Raw genomic sequence first — 18,082 nt, forward strand, 5'->3', positions numbered from 1 at the left:
CTAGCGGTCGGCGCGCTTCATCACGTGAACGGGGATCGCTACCGCGAGGGAGACGGCGAGGATTCCGCCGAGGAACGACACGAGCTCGAGGCCCTCGATCTCCGGCGCGTACCCCATGAGTACCAGGCCACCGGCGAAGATGACGAAAGACAGCACGAAGGCGACGATGTTCATGCTTCGACTCTACCGCGCCGCAGGCCCCGAAGGCGTCAACGCTCCTTGGGAACGAAGATCCACAAGAGCAGGTAGATCAGCACCTGAGGGCCGGGCAGCAGGATCGAGAGCACGAAGACGAGTCGCACGATTCCGGCCGACCAACCGAAGCGGTTGGCGATCGCGGCGCAGACTCCCGCGATGACGCGGCCGTGGCGAGGGCGTTCAAGTTGTGGCATGCCTACAGCCTGACGCGAGTCCGCCCAGCGTGCCATGGGGGATCACCCCCATCCGACCCTGAATCTGGGGTCACTCCACCGTCACGAAGTCGATGAGTTCCTCGACTCGGCCGAGCAGCACTGGCTCAAGGTCTGCATAACTGCGCACGGTGCCCAGGATGCGCTGCCAGGCCCGAGCGATATCAGCCTGCTCCTCGTGCGGCCAGCCGAGTGCCTCGCAGATACCGTGCTTCCATTCGATGCCCCGGGGGATGACGGGCCACGCGTCGAGGCCGAGGCGGGCCGGCTTGACAGACTGCCAGATATCGATGAAGGGATGCCCCACCACGAGTACGTTCGCGCCGTGGGGTCCGCGCCGCACCGCGTCGGCGATGCGCTGTTCCTTCGACCCCGGCACGAGGTGGTCGACCAGCACGCCCACGCGCCGCTCTGCCGTCGGGCGGAAGTCGCGGATGATCGACTCAAGATCATCGACCCCCTCGAGGTACTCAACGACGACGCCCTCGACCCGCAGGTCGTGTCCCCACACCTTCTCGACGAGTTCCGCATCGTGGCGACCCTCAACGAAGATGCGGCTCGCTCGCGCGACGCGCGCCGTGTGGTCGGTCACGGCCACTGACCCTGAGGCGGAACGCAGCATTCCGCTCGGCGCCTTGCGGGCGGGTGCCGTGAGCACGACGGGCTTGCCCTCGAGCAGGAATCCAGGCCCGAGCGGAAAGAGCCGCACGGCCCCCTTGAAGTCCTCCAACTGCACGTGTCGGCCATCGATCCCGACGACGGCACCGCAGTATCCGGTGTCGCCCCACTCGATCACGAGGTCGTCGACTGCCTCGACCTGCGGCGGTGGAGCGGGACTCTTGCGTCGCGAGAAGTCGGCGAGCACATCGGAGCTGTAACGGTCGGGGCCGAAGGGGTCGTCACTCACCCAGAGAGGCTATCCCCTTGCTCCGCGATCGCTGTGAATAGGCACAGCCTTCAGCAAGGTGTGACTAACGTCCGAAGCCGGGAGCCACTCCCCATCCGAAGGCTCACCACTATCGAAGGAGCAGGATATGGCACAGGTAATCGAGACCATCGACGTGGACGTGCCCGTCAACACCGCGTACAACCAGTGGACGCAGTTCGAGTCGTTCCCTCACTTCATGAGCATGGTGAAGAAGATCACCCAGACCACCGACGAGGTCACCCACTGGGAGGTCGTGATCGCCGGTCAGGAACGAGAGTTCGACGCCAAGATCACGGAGCAGATCCCCGACGAACGCATCGCCTGGAACAGCATCGGCGGCGACGACAACCACGCCGGGGTCGTCACCTTCCACAAGCTCACCGACACCTCGACGCGCGTTACGGTGCAGCTCGATTGGGAGCCTCATGGCCTCCTCGAGAAGGCCGGTGACGTGCTCGGATTCGACGACCGCTCGGTCAAGGCAGACATGAAAAACTTCAAGAAGTTCATCGAGGGCCGCGGGCACGAGACCGGTGCCTGGCGCGGCGAGGTCGACAACTGACGACAGCGCTCAGAAGAGGGTTGGCTGGGCCATCGCCCGAGCGGCGAGGCCCGGCGGCAACTCCTCTGAGATGAGCGACGGCGGGCTCACCGCCGTCGCGCTGACACGGGCGAGTTCCTTCGGGAGCTCGCCCGTTCGTCGTGTCGGCACGCCGTCGCCCTCGAGCGCACTCGACATCACGCCGCCCGTGGCGGGGTCTTCGAGGCCTCGCTGCAGGCCGTGCGCCTTGATGAGCGGATGGATCTTGCTCGCCAGCCACTTGCGGTACTCCTTGGGCGCATAGGTGCCCTGCGAGTACATCGAGCGGTATCGCCCCAGCAGCTCGGGATGCTCCCGCTCAAGCCAGGCGAAGTACCACTCCTTGACGCCCGGCTTGAGGTGCAGCGCGGAGTAGGTGACCGAGGTGGCACCCGCCTCACGGATGCGCCGGAGCGCCTCGTCGAGGTGCGCGCGCGTGTCGGTGAGGAACGGCAGGATCGGCATCATGAAGACCGTGCAGTTGAATCCTGCCTCCCGCGCCGCGGTCACGGTCGCGAGCCGCGCGGCAGCCGTGGGCGTGCCTGGCTCGACCGACTGCTGCAACTCGTCGTCGTAGATCGCGATCGACATCGCGAGGTCGACCGGCACATGCTGGCGCGCCTCCGCGAGGAGCGGGAGGTCGCGGCGCAGCAGCGTGCCCTTGGTGAGCACCGAAATGGGGGTGCCGGATGCGGCGAGCGCCGAGATGATTCCCGGCATGAGCCGGTACCGGCCCTCAGCACGCTGGTAGGGGTCGGTGTTCGTGCCAAGGGCGACCGGATGCCTCCCCCACGACGGCTTCGAGAGTTCCTTCGTGAGCACCTCGCCCACATTGACCTTCACGATGATCTGCGTATCGAAGTCCCGGCCCGAGTCGAGGTCGAGGTAGTTGTGGGTAGGCCGGGCGAAGCAGTAGGTGCACTGGTGCAGGCATCCACGCATCGGGTTGATCGTCCAACCGAAGGGCATCTTGCTCTGCCCCGGAACCCGGTTGAGGGCGGATTTGGCGAGCACCTCGTAGAAGGTGATGCCGTCAAACTCGGGGGTGCGGGTCGTGCGCACCAGGTTGTTCAAGCGGGCAAGGCCTGGCAGGGCATCCGCCTCTTCCTCGTTGATCTCCTGGCCGCTCCAACGCATGCGCCCATTAGAACATATGTTCGAATCGCGCGCCACCACCCAGCCTGCTCGTAGGCGAGGAGGTGAGGATGGACGTATGAGCGACGCGACCGTGATCCCCAATGAGCAGGCCCACCACTATGACCTCACCCTCGATGGCAAGGTCATCGGCCACATCAACTACCGCGACGACGGCGATCGCCGCGTGATCCTCCATACGAAGGTCGACGATGACCAGACGGGCCAGGGCTACGGCACGAAGTTGATCGTCGCCGCCCTCGACGACATCAGGGCCAAGGGCAAGCGGGCCGTGACCCTGTGCCCCATGGCGACCGCGTATGTGACGAAGCACGACGGCTACCGCGACATCGTCGACCCGCCGCACGTGCTCGACAGCTAAGCGATGGACCTCAGCCGAAACGCAGGAAGCCGGTGAAGACGAGTTCCCGCACGCCCGGGAGCACCTCCGCGAGCAGGCTGTCGGCGTCGACCTCCAGGAGCTGGGCGATCGCAGCCGTGATGGCCCGGATGCTCAACTCACCGTCGCACGCCCCCACCACGGCCGCGAGCGCCGTATCGACCTGACGCGTCCTGCCGAAGCCTCCGCCCTGCCGCAGGGTCATGACGGTCGGATCCTCGTCACCCGGCCAGTAGTGCCGCTCCTCGGTGACGTCGCCCGCGAGCGTGAGTCGGGCATCCGCCAGCCGCTCGTCGCCAAGCGCGGTGAGGATGTCATGCGCGCGGAGCGAGGTGGCGATGGCCTCTCCCAGCGCGGTCGAGCCGAGCGGACCGTGCAGCCGCTCGAGCCTGCGGAGCGTCGGAGCACCCGCGCGAGGCCGGCGCAGGGTGAGATAGCCGAAGCCGACCCGGTCGACGCCACGCTCCGCGAAGTCGTCGAGCCATGCCGAGTAGAGGCGGTCGAAGTCGTCCGTGCCTGGGCGCGTGCCGCCGTCGCGGATCCATGTCTCCGCGTATTCCTCCACCGACTGCACCTCGCGCTCGACGACCCAGGCGTCGAGCCCGGACTCGTCGACCCACCGGCCGACGCGGTCGAGGCCGTCTTCGCCAGCCCGGTACTCCCAGTTGCCGAGCAGTTGCGCGATCCCGCCCGGTTCCAGGTGCTCGCCGACGCCGCGCACGACCCCCGCGACGAGGTCGTCGCCGACCATGCCTCCGTCGCGGTACTCGTAGCTCGGCACTCCCTCCATGCGGGGCGTGATCACAAAGGGCGGGTTGGAGACGACGAGGTCGAAGCGTTCGCCCACGACGGGCTCGAAGAGGCTCCCCTCGCGCAAGTCCACCGTCTCGATTCCCGCAAGGCGGCTGTTGAGGCGCGCGAGCTCGAGTGCACGGCTCGAGATATCGGTGGCCACGACGCGGTCCGCGTGCCGCGCAGCGTGGAGCGCCTGGATGCCGCATCCCGTGCCGAGGTCGAGCACAGCGCCGACCCGGTCGCGTACCGTGAGGCCGCTGAGCGTGCGCGACGCTCCCCCGACGCCGAGCACGTGGCCCTCCGGGATCGCGCGGCCGAGCGCGAGCTCCCCGAGATCGCTCGCGAGCACGAAGCTGCCAGCACCGTGCGCGTCGATGAAGTCATAGGGCCGCACGTCAAGGCGCGGCGTGACGTCGCCGCCGACGCGGGCGACGAGCCCGAGGCGTTCCGCGCCCTCCGCGCCAAGCGTGGGCAGGGCGGCGTCGAGCCGCTCGACGCTCGTCGGAAGGCCGAGCACGAAGAGCCTTGCCAGGGTGCCCGCACTCGATTCGTCCCTGTCGAGCGCGCGAAGGGCCGGCACGCGCTGTCCACGGAACAACGCGGCATCCGCTTCGGTTCCCCACAGCGCCGTGAGGGTGTCGACGGTAAACCGGGCGGACGCGAGGTCGGAACGCAGCGCCTCGATGAGTCGGGCGTCGCCCTCGTCAGCTGCCACGGGGTCCCGCGGCGTGCTTCTCGAGCAGCTCGACCATGTCACTGATGCCGAACTGGCGCGCGATCTCGAGGGCCGTGTGGTTGCCGACGTCAGGGTCTGCTCCCGCGTCGAGCAGCGCCTGGGCGATCTGCGCGTTGTTCCTGAACACGGCGCACGCCATGGCCGTCTGCCCCATGTCGTTGACCCGATCGGTGTCGGCGCCGCGCTCCAGGAGGGCCGCGACGGTCTCCGGATGCTGGTGATAGGCCGCGAGGATCAGGAGCGAGTCGCCCTTGGCGTTCGTCAGATTGGCGGGCACTCCCCCGTCGATGAGCGCCGCGAGCTCATGCGTGCTGCCGGAGCGAGCCATCCCGAAGATCGACTCGATGAGCTCGAGTTCTTCGGCGGTGAAGCTGGGTGTGCCCGCGCTGTCGTCCACGTGTCTCCTTCTGGTCGTCCTCTCCACGGTACTCGCGCTCGGTGATGTCGGCTGCACGCAATAGCCTGTCGTCGTGGTCGCACACAACGACAAGCCCGTGCTCTATCCGCACACCGCCGAGGCGTGGGAGGCGTGGCTCGACGAGCACGGCTCCTCCCACCCGGGGGTCCGCCTGCAACTGCGCAAGAAGGCCTCCACCAAGCCGGGCATCCGCTACCCGGATGCGCTCGATGTCGCCCTCTGCTTCGGTTGGATCGACGGCCAGATCAACTCCCTCGACAGCGACTTCGTGCTGCAGTCCTTCACACCGCGCCGGCCCAGGAGCGTGTGGTCGCAGCGAAACCGCGACTACATCGAGCGGCTCACGGCGGAGGGACGGATGCGCCCGGCCGGCATCGCCGCCGTCGAGGCCGCCAAAGCGGACGGCCGCTGGGATGCCGCCTACCGCGTCGCGACGGCGGAGGCACCCGCCGACCTCCGTGCCGCGCTCGACGCCTCACCCGTGGCATCCGCTGCCTTCGACGCCCTGAGTTCGCAGAACCGCTTCGCGATCATCTTCCGCACGAACGACGCGAAGCGTCCCGAGACGCGCGCGCGCCGGATTGCACGCTTCGTGGAGATGCTCGAGCGCGGCGAGACCCTCTACTGAAGCGCCGTCACCGGGGAGCCAGCACTCGCCGCAGGATGACCCGCTCGCCGAGCGTCCAGCTCGTGCTGACCGCGAGGTAGAGCGCGGCGGCGAGCGGCACGATCGCCGCGACGATCACGGTCGCGAAGGCCAGCCAGCTGAGCGGCCCGTCGGGTGCGAGAGCGCCGGGAATGTCACCGACGACGGGCGCAGAGGCGGCGAAGCGGATGGCGACGAGACGCGACATGAAGGCGGCGACCGCGATGACGCCCATCACGAGCGCGTGGGCCAGGACGCCCGCGCCCCCGGAGACGGCCGCGAGGAGGGAATCGCCGAGGGCGGTGCCAAGGAAGGACTCATCAAGTAGCACGTTGGCGTGGCCATTGATGACGCCGAAGGCGAAGAGGGCATAGACAGTCGAGAGCACGGGGGCCTGCAGGAGCAGGGGCAGACATCCGGCGAGGGGCGAGGCCTTCTCCTCTGCGTAGAGCGCCATCGTCTTGCGCTGCAACAGCTCGGGGTTCTTCGAGAAGCGTCGTCGCAGTTCCGCAAGCTTCGGTGCGAGACGACGCCGCGTGTACTCGGCGCGCACCTGGGACGCGCCGACGGGGATGAGGAGGGTGCGCACGATGACGGTGATGAGCACGACCGCCAACGCCGCCGCCATTGCCCCGGCGAGGGGGGCCAGCAGGTCGGCGAAGGCAAGCACGACCGAGTAGGCGGCGTCGAGCACGGTCGAGAAGGGGGCAATAGAGGTGAAGTCCATGAGAGTTTCCGTTCAGCATCGAAGAAGGGACGCGCCGGATTGGGCGTCGGTGGGCACGCAGGCATGCTGGCCGCGCGTCGCGGCACGCACCACGGCAGAGGTGGGTGTCCCGCGGGTTACGCGGAGAGGAACACTCCGGGGGCGCGACTGCGCGGACGACCATCGGTCGTCGGATGCTGCGGCTCAGGTGAACGGTCGAGCGCCTGACTGTGGGCCCTCGCGCGGCGGCCGATGCCGGGAACCGTGGCCTGCGCGCTCGGGCGTGAGGCCATGCGAAGCGCGACGTACCCCAGCACGAGGGTCGTCGTGATCGCCAGGACGACCGTCATCGGCTCGCTCGGCACGGCGGCGAAGGCGAGGAACGCGAATGTCATGGTCGCGACGAGTCGCTGCATGACGGCCGATTCCACTGTTGCCTCCGCGTGATCTGGTGACTCGAGGCTAGCGCACGCACCCGCGACCAGGTCAGGTGCCGCGGGCGTTCGGCAAGCGGTATGCCTCCTGCAGATCGTGACTGCTTAGACTGCTACGCATGCGAGCAACGGTGATCCACGGCGAACGCGATGTTCGCCTCGAAGAGGTTCCAGAACCCACCATCCTGACCCCGCGGGACGCGATCGTGCGCGTTGTCGCCGCCTGTGTGTGCGGCTCCGACCTGTGGTCCTACCGGGGTGTCGAGAAGGTGCGGGAGCCGCGACCGATCGGGCACGAGTTCATTGGTGTCGTGGAAGACACCGGAACAGAGGTCTCGAACATCTCCGTCGGAGACTTCGTGATCGCGCCCTTCTACCACTGCGACAACACCTGCGTGAACTGCCGAAACGGCGTGACGACATCGTGCCAGCACGGCGGCTGGTGGGGTGCCCCCGATCGCGAGGGCCACCTCGCCAGCGGAGCCCAGGGCGAGCGCGTCAGGGTGCCCAACGCCGACGGCACGCTCGTCGTCACCCCGCGGCATCCCGATGAGGACCTCGTCCCGAGCGTGCTGACCCTTGCCGACGTCATGGGCACTGGACACCACGCGGCAGTATCGGCCGGCGTCGGCCCAGGCAAGACGGTTGTGGTCGTCGGCGACGGGGCGGTCGGGCTCTGCGCCGTGCTCGCCGCCAAGCGACTCGGCGCGAGCCGCATCGTCGCGATGTCGCGCCACGAGGATCGCCAGGAGATCGCCCGCGAGTTCGGCGCGACCGACATCGTGGCGGAGCGCGGCGACGAGGGAGTCGCTCGCATCCGCGAGCTCTTCGACGGCGTCGGCGCCGACTGCGTGCTCGAGTGCGTCGGCACGAAGGAGTCGATGGACCAGGCGATCCGCTCCACGCGGCCCGGCGGCATGGTGGGCTACGTGGGGGTGCCCGCCGGTGGCCCCGAACTGCCCGTGCGGCGCCTCTTCCAGAGCAACATCGGCGTGCGCGGCGGAGTCGCCCCCGTGCGCGGCTACATCGAGGAACTCATGCAGGAGGTCTTCTCGGGCGCCATCAACCCCGGACGCGTCTTCGACCTGCAGCTTCCCCTCGAGGAGGTCGCGGAGGCCTACGCCGCGATGGACGAGCGCCGGGCCACGAAGGTGCTGCTCCGCCCCTGACGATGACCGCGCGTCAGCCGCGAAGCACCGTGATGGAGCCGTTCGAGGTGCGCAGGTCAAAGCGGATGTCGGCATCCGGGTCGCTGCCCAGCTCGTTTGAGGTGCCGCCATTGCTGGTCTCGACGTCGATGCGGTAGTCGCCCCTTGGTGCCGTGAGGGTGATCGATCCGTTCGAGGTGTGCGCCCTGACATCCGCCGTTCCGTCGGTCTCAAGCTCGATGGAGCCGTTGGATGACTCGGCCTCAACCGCGCCGTCGGTGAGCGCGCGCCCTTCGATTCGTCCGTTGCTCGTCTTGGCGTAGACCTCGCCCACGATGTCGTCGAGCGTGATGCGGCCGTTGGACGTCTTCACATCAACATCGCCGAGGTTGCTCACGTCGATCGCCCCGTTGCTGGTGGCACCGCTCACGGGGATGCGCGAGGGCACCTCGACCGTGTAGCTGACCGAGCACTGCGGCCCGCAGTCCTCGAGGACGAGCACGCCTCCCCTGACCCGGTGCGAGTCCTCGTCCGGCAGGTCGAAGCGGTACCGCAGATCGCGGTACACCGTCACCTCGTCGAGGTCATCGACTCCGCGGATCGTCACGCTGCCGGAGTCGCCATCGAACTCGACTGCGGTGATCTCCTCGTCGATCGCGATCGTCTCGTCGAAGGTCTTCTGCGGCAGGAGCACGCATCCGCTGAGTGTGACGAGGGAGGCCGCAACGAGGGCTGCGGCGGCGATTCGGGCGGGGCGGTGCATGGTGGCTCCTTCGGGTGCTGGCGCCGGTGGGCGCGACTCGAGCGTAGGGCGCGGCAGGGCAGGGCCGATATCGGGGTCTCCCCCGATTCTGGTCTCAGGGTCGCACTACTCGTCGTCGCTCGAGTGCAGTATCCTGCGCACGCTCAACAGTTCGAACTCCGGATGCTCGGCCACGACGTCTTCAGCCCGGTCGAGCACATCGCGCGCGTGTGCAGCGCTCGACGACACCGCGGCCGCACCCACGAGCGCCCGGCGATGCAGGTCGAGATGCCCCACCTCGGCGACGCTGATGTCGAAGCGGCGCAGTTCTGCCACGAGGGGGCGCACGATCGACCGCTTCTGCTTGAGGGACCGCACGTCCCCCAGCAGGAGGTCGAACTCGGCCACCGCAATCCACATGCCGGCCACGCTACGCGCCGACGTAAGGTTCTTGCTATGCACGCCTACCTCGCCTCCCAGGTGCGTGATGCCGAGGCTCCCTTCCTCGCGGCCGGCGCCCCGCTCATGGCGCGGGCTGCCGCCGCCCTCTCCGAAGAGGTGGCGAGGCTGTTGCCGCCGCAGGCAACAGTCCTGCTGCTCGTCGGCGCCGGAAACAACGGTGGCGACGCGCTCTTTGCAGGCGCGGAGCTCGCCCGCGCCGGCCACCGCGTGCACATCGTGCCCACCGCAGCGCGGCTCCATGAGGAGGGCCTCAGCGCGGCCCTCGACGCAGGCGCAACGGTCGAGGGCGCGGCTGCCGCGGATCGCCTCGCCCGCTCCTGTGACGCGCTCGTCGATGGGATCGTGGGCACCGGTTCAGCGGGAGACCCCGCCCTGCGGGGCGCAGCCCGCGCCGTCGTGGAGTCGGTGTTGCCGGTCACGCGCGAGCCGAAGCATCCGCTCGTCGTCGCCGTCGACCTGCCGAGCGGCGTCGACCCCGACGACGGCTCCGTGCCAGCACCCGCCGTGCTGCCCGCCGACATCACGGTCACCTTCGGCGTCATGAAGGCCGGGCTGCTGCGGCCACCCGCGCGCGCGTACGCGGGCCGCATCATCGTGGTCGATATCGGCATCGGCGCGGAACTCGCGAAGATGGAGCCGGCGGCGCACTACGACCTCGAGGAGGCGGAGACGGCATGACGACGCTTCTCCTGATCGCCGATACGCACGTGCCGAAGCGCGCGCTGCGCATTCCGGAGCAGGTGTGGCGCGCAGTGGATGACGCCGACGTCGTGATCCACGCGGGCGACTGGGTCGAGGCATCCGTGCTCGACGAGCTGGAGGCCCGCGCGACACGCCTTGTCGGGGTGTGGGGCAACAATGATGGCGCGGAACTCAGGCATCGACTGCCCGAGGTTGCCCACGAGACGATCGAAGGCATCCGTTTCTCGGTCGTGCACGAGACGGGCGCCGCGCAGGGTCGCGAGAAGCGCTGCGACGCAGCGTTCCCCGACACCGACGTGCTCGTCTTCGGGCACAGCCACATCCCGTGGGACACGACGACACCGCGGGGCATGCGCCTACTCAACCCCGGTTCGCCAACCGACCGGCGGCGGCAGCCGCAATGCACCATGATGACCACGGTCGTCCACGACGGTGACGTCCACGACGTCGAGTTGGTGACCGTCGACCGCGGCTGACCTATTTCTTGAGCGCGCGGATGACTCGACTCAGCGCCTTTCCGGCAACCCAGGTGAGCGGGATCGAGACGGCGAGGAGCGGTATGAGGGCTGGCGCGAAACGCGGGCCGTTTGGCCCCGGCACGAACATGCCGAGGGGAATGCTCGCGCCTCCTCCACCGCCGCCTTCGCCTTGTCCCGTGCTGTCGTCACCCCCAGACCCTCCCCCGAACCCGAAGGTGACGAGGGAGACGGGAACTGCGTCGACTCCGCCGATCTGCAGCTTCTCTCCGTAGTTGACCTTGGCGCCCAGCGACGATGTGACGCGCTCCGACAGTTGCTCCACGATGTTCGTCATGGCGACGACGATAGCCCTCGTTTGCCCGCAAGCCCAGCGCCGTGTGGTTCCGTCTCCCAGCCGGAGGCAGCAGACTGGGCCTATGCCTGAAACGACAGAGGGACGCGTCGCCGTCTACATCGACTTCGACAACATCGTCATCAGCCGTTACGACCAGATCCACGGGCGGGGGCACTTCAACAAGGAGCAGATCCGCAGCATTACGGCCGACAGCGTGCGCGACGACCGGGATCTCGCAGCACGACTCGAGCGCGCGACCGTCGACATCGGTGCGGTGCTCGACTACGCGTCCTCCTTCGGGTCGATCGTCATCAGCCGCGCCTACGCGGACTGGTCGATCGAGGTGAATGCCAGCTACAAGGGGCAGTTGATGGAGCGCGCCGTCGACCTCGTGCAATTGTTTCCCGCCGTCAAGTCGATGAAGAACGGTGCTGACATCCGACTCGCGGTCGACGTCGTCGAAGACCTGTTCCGACTTCCCGACCTCACCCATGTCGTGATCGTGGCGGGCGACAGCGACTACATCCCCCTCGCCCAGCGCGCGGCACGACTGGGCCGCTACGTCGTGGGAATCGGCGTCGCCGGTTCGACGAGCAAGTTCCTTGCGGCGGCCTGCGACGAGTTCGCTGACTACGACGCGCTCCCAGGCATCAGCGATGATGAGCCAGCCGAGGTGGAGGCACCCGAGCCGGAACCGAAGACGACGGATGCGACGGCCCCGGCCGATGCGTCCGGCAACGGTCGCGCTCGCCGGCGCGCCAACCCGAAGGCCGCCTCGGACAGCACGACCCCGTCTGCCCCCAGCAAGCGCGCGAAGCAGGCGGCGCAGCAGGCGGCATCCGCTCTCCTGATCCGCGCGCTGCGGCTTGGCCACGCGAAGGACGATGCCGATTGGCTCGTGAGCTCCTCGGTGAAGAACCAGATGCTGCGGATGGACCCCTCATTCCAGGAGTCCGCGCTGGGCTACAAGAGCTTCACCGAGTTCCTGACTTCGCGCGGGAACATCGTGGAGGTGAAGCAGGACGGCCAGATGCGCCTGCTTCGGCTCCGGGGTAAAGACGAGGCCGAATAAGCCCTCCCCTTATATTCGCTCGGAATTAGCTTTATGCTTATGGGATGGAGCTTCCCGAACGAGCCATCGCCGTGATCGCGGACGTCTCGCGTTCACGCAGCCACCCCGACCGGCGGGCGCTTCAAGACACTGTCGAGACCGCATTCGCCCGCGCCTCTCAGGAGCTCGAGTCGATCGAGCCCCTCCATGCGACCATCGGCGATGAATTCCAGGCCATCCACCGCGACCTCGCGGGGGCCCTGCGACTGACCCTGCTCGCTCGCCTGGCGCTTCCGGAGGGAGTCGACTGTCGCTTCGGACTCGGCCATGGCGAGCTCCGCAGGATCGGCGAGGGCGCCGCCGGCACGCTCCAGGACGGCTCCGCCTGGTGGTCGGCCCGCGACGCCGTCTCCGAGGCGCGCGAACGCGAGTACTCGCGACAGCCCTTCCTGCGTACCTGGTATCGAAGCGCCACGGATGCCCCGCTCGATGCGACCGCGCCAGCGTCAGAATCCATCGTCAACGCATACCTCATGACCCGGGACCACCTCGTCACATCGATGTCCGCCAGGGAACGGCGCCTGCTGTTGGGGCAACTCCTGGGACGAACCCAGACGGAACTCGCCGACGACGAGGGCATCACACAGTCGGCCGTATCGCAGAATCTCCGCCGCAGTGGCGCGGCCGCGGTGCTCGCCGGTGAGACGCTTGTCGCAGGAGGTCGCCCGTGATGCTCATTGCCCTGCTTTTCGTCTCCGTCGGCGTGGCCGACATCGCGCGAGAACGCTTCCGCAAGCCGGCCGGGCCGCTCGTGGGAGCTGTCGCGGGCACAACTGCCGCAGTGCTCGTGGCCCTGGGTCTCGGCATCCCTCTCGTGTGGAGTGTCGCGGTCGTCGGCGTCATGCTGGCCTGGGTTGCCTCCACCGCGCTCCCCTCAAGCGGCCAGAGCAGCTACCTCAAGCTCGCCATACTTGGGGTCTCGACAGTCGCGGCGTGGGCTTTCCCCGTCGTGCAGGCGGATCACAACGGGGCGATCGCGTCCTGGTACCGGCAGCTCCCCTACGGCATCGTCGAAGAGGTGAGCCTCGAGACCTTCGTCCTCGCAGTCGCCAGCGTGCTGCTACTGGTCGAGACATCGAACATCATCGTGCGGCTCATCCTGGCGGCCGTGCCACGCGCAGCGTCCACGTCGCCGCCGCCGGCCCCGCCAACTCGCCGCTCCTGGTTCTCCCTGTCGCGCGAGCCCGCCGTGAGCCCGGCCCCGACCGGTGAGCTCCCCCTCAAGGGCGGGCGCATCCTCGGCCCCTTCGAGCGCGTGTTCCTCTTCGCCCTCATCATGGCGGGCCAGTTCACGGCGCTCGCAGCGCTCGTCGCGGCGAAGGGCATCATCCGGTTCCCGGAGATCTCGAAAGACACCGCCCACGGCTCGAAGGCCGAGTACTTCCTCGTCGGAAGCTTCGCCAGCTGGGGCGTCGTGCTCGCCGTCGCCGTACTGCTGTATCTCACGTCGAATCAGACGGCCAGCATCACAATATAACTTATACTCCGCGGTTATTAGCGCTGAGCTAATCCCTTGATTGCGCGGCAGCCGCGGCGCATACTGGCGGCATGCTGACGATCGGGTCCGTCGTGTGGGGAGTCCGCGACATCCCCGCTGCCGTCGAGTTCTGGTGCACCGCGCTCGACTACCAGACGCGCGAGCAGCCAGAGGTGGACTGGGCCACCCTCATCCCCCGCAATGGCGTCGGCGTGCCAATCTCGCTCATGCAGGTGACATCGGATGCCCGCACGCACCGTCGCCATCACCTCGACCTCTACGCAGCCGACCAGCAGGCTGAAGTAGCACGGCTGCTCACCCTGGGCGCGCACGAGGTGCACGACTGGGAGTACGAGGACGACGCCGACTACGTCGTGCTCGAAGACCCAGACGGCAATCGCTTCTGCATCGTGGCCAAGGGCTAGCTCACGCTTCCGCGGCGAGCATCTCCCGCACACGGGGCAGGACCTCGCGACCATAGAGCCCGATGGACGACATGAGCTGCGCGTGCGGCATGGTGCCATTGGCGTATTTCAGGTCGAAGCGAGAGAGCCCGAGTCCTCGCACGGCACGCACGATCTTGCTGGCGACGGTCTCGGGAGAGCCGACGAAGAGGGCGCCCTGGGCGATCTCCTGCTCGTATTCCGCCCGCGTCATGGGCGGCCACCCGCGCTCGCGTCCGATATTGTCGCGATTCGCCTTGAAGTGCGGGAACAGCTCATCGGCCGCCTGCTGGTCGCTCGCAGCGACATGCCCGGGCGAGTGAGCGCCGATCGGCAATTCGTCCCTATCGAATTGGGCGAGCGCACGCTTGTAGAGGTCAGCGTAGGGGGCGAAACGGAGGGGGTCGCCGCCGATGATCGCCAGCATGAGCGGCAGGCCAAAGTGGGCGGCGCGCACGACCGACTCGGGGCTGCCGCCGACGCCCACCCACGTCTTGAGCGTGCCCCGCTCGAGCTTGGGGTAGACGTGCTGCTCGGTGAGCGACGAACGCATGGTGCCTGACCAGGTCACTGCGTCGTTCTTGATGAGCTCACTGAAGAGCTCGATCTTCTCCTCGAAGAGCTGCTGGTAGTCACCCATGTCGAACCCGAAGAGCGGGAACGACTCCGTGAAGGAACCGCGACCGATGATGACTTCAGCGCGCCCGTTCGACAGCGCGTCAACCGTGCTGAAGCGCTCGAACACGCGCACTGGATCGTCGGAACTGAGCACCGTCACGGCAGAGCCGAGCTTGATGCGGGAGGTGCGTGTCGCGATGCCCGCGAGCACGACTTCCGGAGCAGACACGGCGAAGTCGGCACGGTGGTGCTCGCCAATGCCGATGAAATCGATTCCCAGCCCGTCTGCCAGCACCGCCTGCTCGACAATATTGCGGATGCTCTCGGCATGCGACAGCACACGGCCACCCGCGTCGATCATGACATCTCCGAAGGTGTCGAGTCCTAGTTCAATCTGCGCGCTCAAGGCATCCTTCAATCTGTTTCATTGGATTCATACGTTGACATATACACGGAACTCGCACCGCACCCGGCGTATTCCCTTCCAGCTCCGACGACAATGGATCCATGAGCACATCACCACACCGCCGCTCCAATATCCGCACCTTCGCTGCGTGGGCCGTCGCATCCGTTTCCATCGTGCTCGCCATGCTCTTCGCTGGCCTCCTGCTCCGTGACCCGAGCCTTGTCTCCGCCTGGGTCGGCCTTGCCTGCTTCGGCATCGCCGCCGTCGGGGCCGTCACGACCGTGGAACTCGAGCGCAGGGCACGCCGCAACTGAGCCGCGGCTCGCAAGTATCACGAAACGATATCGGCCGATGCAGAGCGTGAGGCGCGGGGTTAGCCTGCGTCCATGAGTCACGACGCTGCCCACGACAGCGCCGTACTGTTGGGCGGTCGCTATCGCCTCGGTCCCGCGCTCGGCGCCGGCGGGATGGCCTCGGTGTATCGCTCGCGAGACATGCTGCTGGGTCGTGAGGTCGCGATCAAGGTCTATCGCTCGGCCGCACTCGACCAGGCCGAGATCGACCGACAGGAGGCCGAGATCCGCACGATCGCGGGACTCAACCACCCGGGCCTCGTGACCGTACTCGACGCCGGCGTCTACCTGCCGCACCCCGACACGCCCACGATCTTCCTCGTGATGGAACTCCTGAGCGGCGGCAGCCTGCACGAGCGCTTGCTCCGCGGAAGGCTCGAGTCGCTCGAGGCCGCGCTCCTTGGCTATGACATCGCGAGCGCCCTCAACTACCTTGCCGAGCGCAACGTCGTGCATCGCGACATCAAGCCCGGCAACATCCTGCTCGTGACCTACGCGCGCACCGACACGCGCATCCACGCCAAGCTCATCGACTTCGGGATCGCAAAGAGTGACGGTCGGCCCGAGATCACGACGCCGGGCACCGCAACGGGCACCGCACAGTACCTGAGCCCCGAGCAGGCCAGCGGCGAGGAAGTCGGGCCGCCGAGCGACGTGTACTCACTCGGACTCGTGCTGCTGGAGTGCATCACGGGCGCTCGTGCCTTTCCCGGGGACTCGATCCCCTCCGCGGTCGCGCGCCTCATGCGGGACCCCGAGGTGCCGAAGGACCTGCCAGAGGAGTGGCGCACCCTGCTGGGCGCCATGACGGCACGGAAGCCAGAGGATCGACCGGCGCTCAGCGATGTTGTCCTGGACCTCCGCACCATCGCGGTCGGCGAACTCGCTCGCGCGCACGATCCGGCTCATGATCCCTCGGATGCCGCGGAGCCGGCGGACACGAACGGCCCCGACGTGGCGTCTTCATGACAGCGCACGCTCGTCGCTCCGTTGCCACGCGCGACGGACTGCGGCTCACCGTGCACGAGTTCGGGGAACCCGACGCTCCCCCGGTGCTCGCGCTGCACGGCTTCGCCTCGAGTGCGATCGCGAACTGGAGCAGCACCGGGTGGGTGCGCGACCTGAGCAGGGCGGGCCACCGCATCCTCGCCCTCGACCAGCGCGGACACGGCGAGAGCGACGCCCCCCACGATCCCGCGTTCTACGCCATGGATCGCTTTGCCCGCGATGTGTCCACCGTCGTCGAGGAGTACGGCCTGTCAGACGTCATGCTCCTCGGATACTCGCTCGGCGCGCGCGTGAGCTGGCTCGCAGCATCCGACTCCCCTCGTCTCGTGCGACGTGCCGTGTTGGGTGGCTTGCCATCGGGCGACCCCCTGGAGCGCTTCGACCTCGCGGCAGCGCGGGACCTCGTCCGCTTGGGCCGGCCAATCGACGACGCGCTCACGGCGACCTTCATGCGCATGGCGTCAACGCTCCCGGGCAACGACCTCGAGGCCCTCATCGCGGTCGTGGAGGGCCTGCGGAGCGGACCCCAGGTCGACATCGCGCGCGCCCCCACCCAAGCGCTCCTCCTCGCGACCGGCACGGAGGATCCCCTCCTCGAGCAGTCCCGATCGCTCAGCGAGGCGGCTCCGGATGCCTCATTCCTCGAGCTTCCCGGCCGCCACCACTTCAACGCCCCCACCTCCCGGGACTTCCGCCACGCGGCCATCGAGTTCCTGTCGCCGAACCGCCAGGATGCGCCGCCGAGCTGACGGCACGAGACCTCCGCGGTGCTCGACATCTCGGCGCGGAGCCGATAGCTTCGCGAGCATGCATCAGTTTGGGCGGCTCGCTGCCGCGGCGCTCGCCTGCCTCACCACCCTGAGCTTGGCGGCGTGCTCCTTCACGCTCGGGCCGCGGGACAAAGCAGTGGCGAAGGGAACTTCGGCAACTCCGAGCGCCCCGTCAGAGCCGGTCACTGCACCGCCGCGGATCGAGACGCCACCGCCCGGCACCCTGCTGGCGAGCGGGGTGCTGACAGATGGCGCGGGTGCGGAGCTCAGCACCGTGACCATCACGCAGGTCGATGCCCACCACGCCACGACAGCGCTCGCGCTGGATGGCTATGAGCCCGCGATCCACTCGCTCTACGGCAGCCCAGAGTCGCCCGCGGTCGGCGACTGTCTTCCGGGAGGCCTGAACCTGGGTCTCGGGAGTCCGGGCTCGGGAGACCTACCGTTCGCAACCGAACTCGGCTCGGGCGACCCGAGCTTCATCAGGACGATACTGCTCATCCGCACGCCGAACGCAAGCGAGACCGAAGCTGCCGCGGCCGCGGGATGCCTCCACCGCGTCATCGCGGTCGCGCCCCTCATGTGGCACACAGCAGAACAGCGGACTGACCTTCACCCCGTCGACGCGGGATCGACGAACGGGGCACGCGGCACCACGGAAAGCGCCGACGGCACCGTCCAGAGCTACACGGTGGCGAAGAACGACACCATGAGCGGGATTGCGCAGCGCTTCGGGATCACGGGTGCCGACATCAGGTATCTCAATCCCGCGCGCATCAGCACGTGCGGCGACATGGCGTGCGCCGGCGAGGTGCTCAACCTCGACCGGGCACGCCGCTAGC

General features: G+C 67.9%; 26 protein-coding genes. 14 read left to right on the forward strand and 12 right to left on the reverse strand.

All coding sequences use genetic code 11. The annotated features are described in order from the left end of the window. From FVA74_RS13605 to FVA74_RS08065, 3 genes are all read right to left on the reverse strand, one after another. The gene (locus FVA74_RS13605; protein ID WP_168220090.1) at nucleotides 1–174 is read right to left on the reverse strand and encodes a hypothetical protein; all 174 of its coding nucleotides are present in this window, start codon (nucleotides 172–174) and stop codon (nucleotides 1–3) included. A 35-nt stretch (nucleotides 175–209) separates the two neighbouring features. Further along, nucleotides 210–392 (reverse strand): PspC domain-containing protein, encoded by a 183-nt coding sequence (locus FVA74_RS08060; protein WP_147721531.1) that lies wholly within the window; start codon nucleotides 390–392, stop codon nucleotides 210–212. A 70-nt stretch (nucleotides 393–462) separates the two neighbouring features. Beyond that, nucleotides 463–1,317, reverse strand: a complete 855-nt coding sequence (locus FVA74_RS08065; RefSeq protein WP_168220091.1) for a DUF3097 domain-containing protein — start codon at nucleotides 1,315–1,317, stop codon at nucleotides 463–465. A gap of 127 nt (nucleotides 1,318–1,444) precedes the next feature. Between FVA74_RS08065 and FVA74_RS08070 the strand changes: the two genes are divergently transcribed. Then, nucleotides 1,445–1,900 carry an SRPBCC family protein gene (locus tag FVA74_RS08070; RefSeq protein ID WP_147721532.1) on the forward strand — a complete coding sequence of 152 codons (456 nt, stop codon included), beginning with the start codon at nucleotides 1,445–1,447 and terminating at the stop codon, nucleotides 1,898–1,900. Between the two features lie 9 nt (nucleotides 1,901–1,909). Here FVA74_RS08070 and FVA74_RS08075 read toward each other — a convergent pair whose 3' ends face one another. After that, nucleotides 1,910–3,055: an Rv2578c family radical SAM protein gene (locus FVA74_RS08075; protein ID WP_147721533.1), complete on the reverse strand. Its 1,146-nt coding sequence runs from the start codon at nucleotides 3,053–3,055 to the stop codon at nucleotides 1,910–1,912. A 76-nt stretch (nucleotides 3,056–3,131) separates the two neighbouring features. On the opposite strand from FVA74_RS08075, the gene FVA74_RS08080 reads away from it, so the two are divergent. Next, on the forward strand, nucleotides 3,132–3,434 hold the full coding sequence (locus tag FVA74_RS08080; protein ID WP_168220092.1) for a GNAT family N-acetyltransferase: 303 nt from the start codon (nucleotides 3,132–3,134) through the stop codon (nucleotides 3,432–3,434). A 10-nt stretch (nucleotides 3,435–3,444) separates the two neighbouring features. Here the strand turns inward: FVA74_RS08080 and FVA74_RS08085 are convergent, their stop codons facing one another. Together FVA74_RS08085 and FVA74_RS08090 are read right to left on the reverse strand one after the other, a co-directional pair. Then, a complete protein-coding gene (locus FVA74_RS08085; RefSeq protein ID WP_147721535.1) occupies nucleotides 3,445–4,962 on the reverse strand; it encodes a methyltransferase in 1,518 nt (505 codons plus the stop codon). Further along, complete coding sequence (locus FVA74_RS08090) at nucleotides 4,952–5,380, reverse strand: ankyrin repeat domain-containing protein (RefSeq protein WP_240792168.1); 429 nt, start codon at nucleotides 5,378–5,380, stop codon at nucleotides 4,952–4,954. Before FVA74_RS08090 ends, FVA74_RS08085 begins: the two co-directional genes overlap by 11 nt. Nucleotides 5,381–5,453: 73 nt before the next feature. On the opposite strand from FVA74_RS08090, the gene FVA74_RS08095 reads away from it, so the two are divergent. Then, nucleotides 5,454–6,029, forward strand: coding sequence for a YdeI family protein (locus tag FVA74_RS08095; RefSeq protein WP_147721536.1), 576 nt, complete (start codon nucleotides 5,454–5,456; stop codon nucleotides 6,027–6,029). 7 nt (nucleotides 6,030–6,036) lie between these two features. On the opposite strand, the gene FVA74_RS08100 is transcribed toward FVA74_RS08095, so the two are convergent. Next, nucleotides 6,037–6,774 (reverse strand): membrane protein insertase YidC, encoded by a 738-nt coding sequence (locus tag FVA74_RS08100; RefSeq protein ID WP_147721537.1) that lies wholly within the window; start codon nucleotides 6,772–6,774, stop codon nucleotides 6,037–6,039. Nucleotides 6,775–6,890: 116 nt separating this feature from the next. Continuing rightward, nucleotides 6,891–7,184, reverse strand: a complete 294-nt coding sequence (locus FVA74_RS08105; protein WP_147721538.1) for a hypothetical protein — start codon at nucleotides 7,182–7,184, stop codon at nucleotides 6,891–6,893. 122 nt (nucleotides 7,185–7,306) lie between these two features. Between FVA74_RS08105 and FVA74_RS08110 the strand changes: the two genes are divergently transcribed. Beyond that, the gene (locus tag FVA74_RS08110; protein ID WP_147721539.1) at nucleotides 7,307–8,356 is read left to right on the forward strand and encodes a zinc-dependent alcohol dehydrogenase family protein; all 1,050 of its coding nucleotides are present in this window, start codon (nucleotides 7,307–7,309) and stop codon (nucleotides 8,354–8,356) included. 13 nt (nucleotides 8,357–8,369) lie between these two features. Here the strand turns inward: FVA74_RS08110 and FVA74_RS08115 are convergent, their stop codons facing one another. Together FVA74_RS08115 and FVA74_RS08120 are read right to left on the reverse strand one after the other, a co-directional pair. Then, nucleotides 8,370–9,098, reverse strand: a complete 729-nt coding sequence (locus tag FVA74_RS08115) for a DUF4097 family beta strand repeat-containing protein (RefSeq protein WP_147721540.1) — start codon at nucleotides 9,096–9,098, stop codon at nucleotides 8,370–8,372. Nucleotides 9,099–9,203: 105 nt separating this feature from the next. Next, complete coding sequence (locus tag FVA74_RS08120) at nucleotides 9,204–9,497, reverse strand: DUF503 domain-containing protein (protein WP_147721541.1); 294 nt, start codon at nucleotides 9,495–9,497, stop codon at nucleotides 9,204–9,206. A 36-nt stretch (nucleotides 9,498–9,533) separates the two neighbouring features. Between FVA74_RS08120 and FVA74_RS08125 the strand changes: the two genes are divergently transcribed. Together FVA74_RS08125 and FVA74_RS08130 are read left to right on the forward strand one after the other, a co-directional pair. Further along, on the forward strand, nucleotides 9,534–10,217 hold the full coding sequence (locus FVA74_RS08125) for an NAD(P)H-hydrate epimerase (RefSeq protein WP_147721542.1): 684 nt from the start codon (nucleotides 9,534–9,536) through the stop codon (nucleotides 10,215–10,217). Continuing rightward, entirely contained in the window at nucleotides 10,214–10,717 is a 504-nt protein-coding gene (locus tag FVA74_RS08130; RefSeq protein ID WP_147721543.1) for a metallophosphoesterase, read from the forward strand. Before FVA74_RS08125 ends, FVA74_RS08130 begins: the two co-directional genes overlap by 4 nt. A 1-nt stretch (nucleotide 10,718) precedes the next feature. Here FVA74_RS08130 and FVA74_RS08135 read toward each other — a convergent pair whose 3' ends face one another. After that, nucleotides 10,719–11,054 carry a hypothetical protein gene (locus FVA74_RS08135; protein ID WP_147721544.1) on the reverse strand — a complete coding sequence of 112 codons (336 nt, stop codon included), beginning with the start codon at nucleotides 11,052–11,054 and terminating at the stop codon, nucleotides 10,719–10,721. 82 nt (nucleotides 11,055–11,136) lie between these two features. Here FVA74_RS08135 and FVA74_RS08140 point away from each other — a divergent pair, with 82 nt between their 5' ends. The 4 genes from FVA74_RS08140 (at nucleotide 11,137) to FVA74_RS08155 (ending at nucleotide 14,067) form a co-directional block, all read left to right on the forward strand. After that, nucleotides 11,137–12,126: an NYN domain-containing protein gene (locus tag FVA74_RS08140; protein ID WP_147721545.1), complete on the forward strand. Its 990-nt coding sequence runs from the start codon at nucleotides 11,137–11,139 to the stop codon at nucleotides 12,124–12,126. Nucleotides 12,127–12,170: 44 nt separating this feature from the next. After that, entirely contained in the window at nucleotides 12,171–12,836 is a 666-nt protein-coding gene (locus FVA74_RS08145; RefSeq protein ID WP_147721546.1) for a SatD family protein, read from the forward strand. Further along, the gene (locus FVA74_RS08150; protein WP_147721547.1) at nucleotides 12,833–13,642 is read left to right on the forward strand and encodes a hypothetical protein; all 810 of its coding nucleotides are present in this window, start codon (nucleotides 12,833–12,835) and stop codon (nucleotides 13,640–13,642) included. Before FVA74_RS08145 ends, FVA74_RS08150 begins: the two co-directional genes overlap by 4 nt. Nucleotides 13,643–13,713: 71 nt before the next feature. Continuing rightward, nucleotides 13,714–14,067 carry a VOC family protein gene (locus FVA74_RS08155; RefSeq protein WP_147721548.1) on the forward strand — a complete coding sequence of 118 codons (354 nt, stop codon included), beginning with the start codon at nucleotides 13,714–13,716 and terminating at the stop codon, nucleotides 14,065–14,067. A 1-nt stretch (nucleotide 14,068) separates the two neighbouring features. Here the strand turns inward: FVA74_RS08155 and FVA74_RS08160 are convergent, their stop codons facing one another. After that, a complete protein-coding gene (locus FVA74_RS08160) occupies nucleotides 14,069–15,109 on the reverse strand; it encodes an LLM class flavin-dependent oxidoreductase (protein WP_147721549.1) in 1,041 nt (346 codons plus the stop codon). A gap of 101 nt (nucleotides 15,110–15,210) precedes the next feature. Between FVA74_RS08160 and FVA74_RS08165 the strand changes: the two genes are divergently transcribed. The 4 genes from FVA74_RS08165 to FVA74_RS08180 all read left to right on the forward strand — a co-directional run bounded on the left by FVA74_RS08165 (nucleotide 15,211) and on the right by FVA74_RS08180 (nucleotide 18,081). Next, nucleotides 15,211–15,423: a hypothetical protein gene (locus tag FVA74_RS08165; RefSeq protein WP_147721550.1), complete on the forward strand. Its 213-nt coding sequence runs from the start codon at nucleotides 15,211–15,213 to the stop codon at nucleotides 15,421–15,423. Nucleotides 15,424–15,495: 72 nt separating this feature from the next. Next, nucleotides 15,496–16,431, forward strand: coding sequence for a serine/threonine-protein kinase (locus FVA74_RS08170; protein WP_147721551.1), 936 nt, complete (start codon nucleotides 15,496–15,498; stop codon nucleotides 16,429–16,431). Further along, a complete protein-coding gene (locus FVA74_RS08175; protein ID WP_147721552.1) occupies nucleotides 16,428–17,219 on the forward strand; it encodes an alpha/beta fold hydrolase in 792 nt (263 codons plus the stop codon). The genes FVA74_RS08170 and FVA74_RS08175 overlap by 4 nt, the downstream gene beginning before the upstream one ends. Nucleotides 17,220–17,277: 58 nt before the next feature. Further along, complete coding sequence (locus FVA74_RS08180; protein WP_168220093.1) at nucleotides 17,278–18,081, forward strand: LysM domain-containing protein; 804 nt, start codon at nucleotides 17,278–17,280, stop codon at nucleotides 18,079–18,081. The last annotated feature ends 1 nt before the right edge of the window (nucleotide 18,082 follow it).

It is taken from the genome of Salinibacterium sp. dk2585 (genome assembly GCF_008001035.1).
Taxonomy (GTDB): Bacteria; Actinomycetota; Actinomycetes; order Actinomycetales; family Microbacteriaceae; genus Homoserinimonas.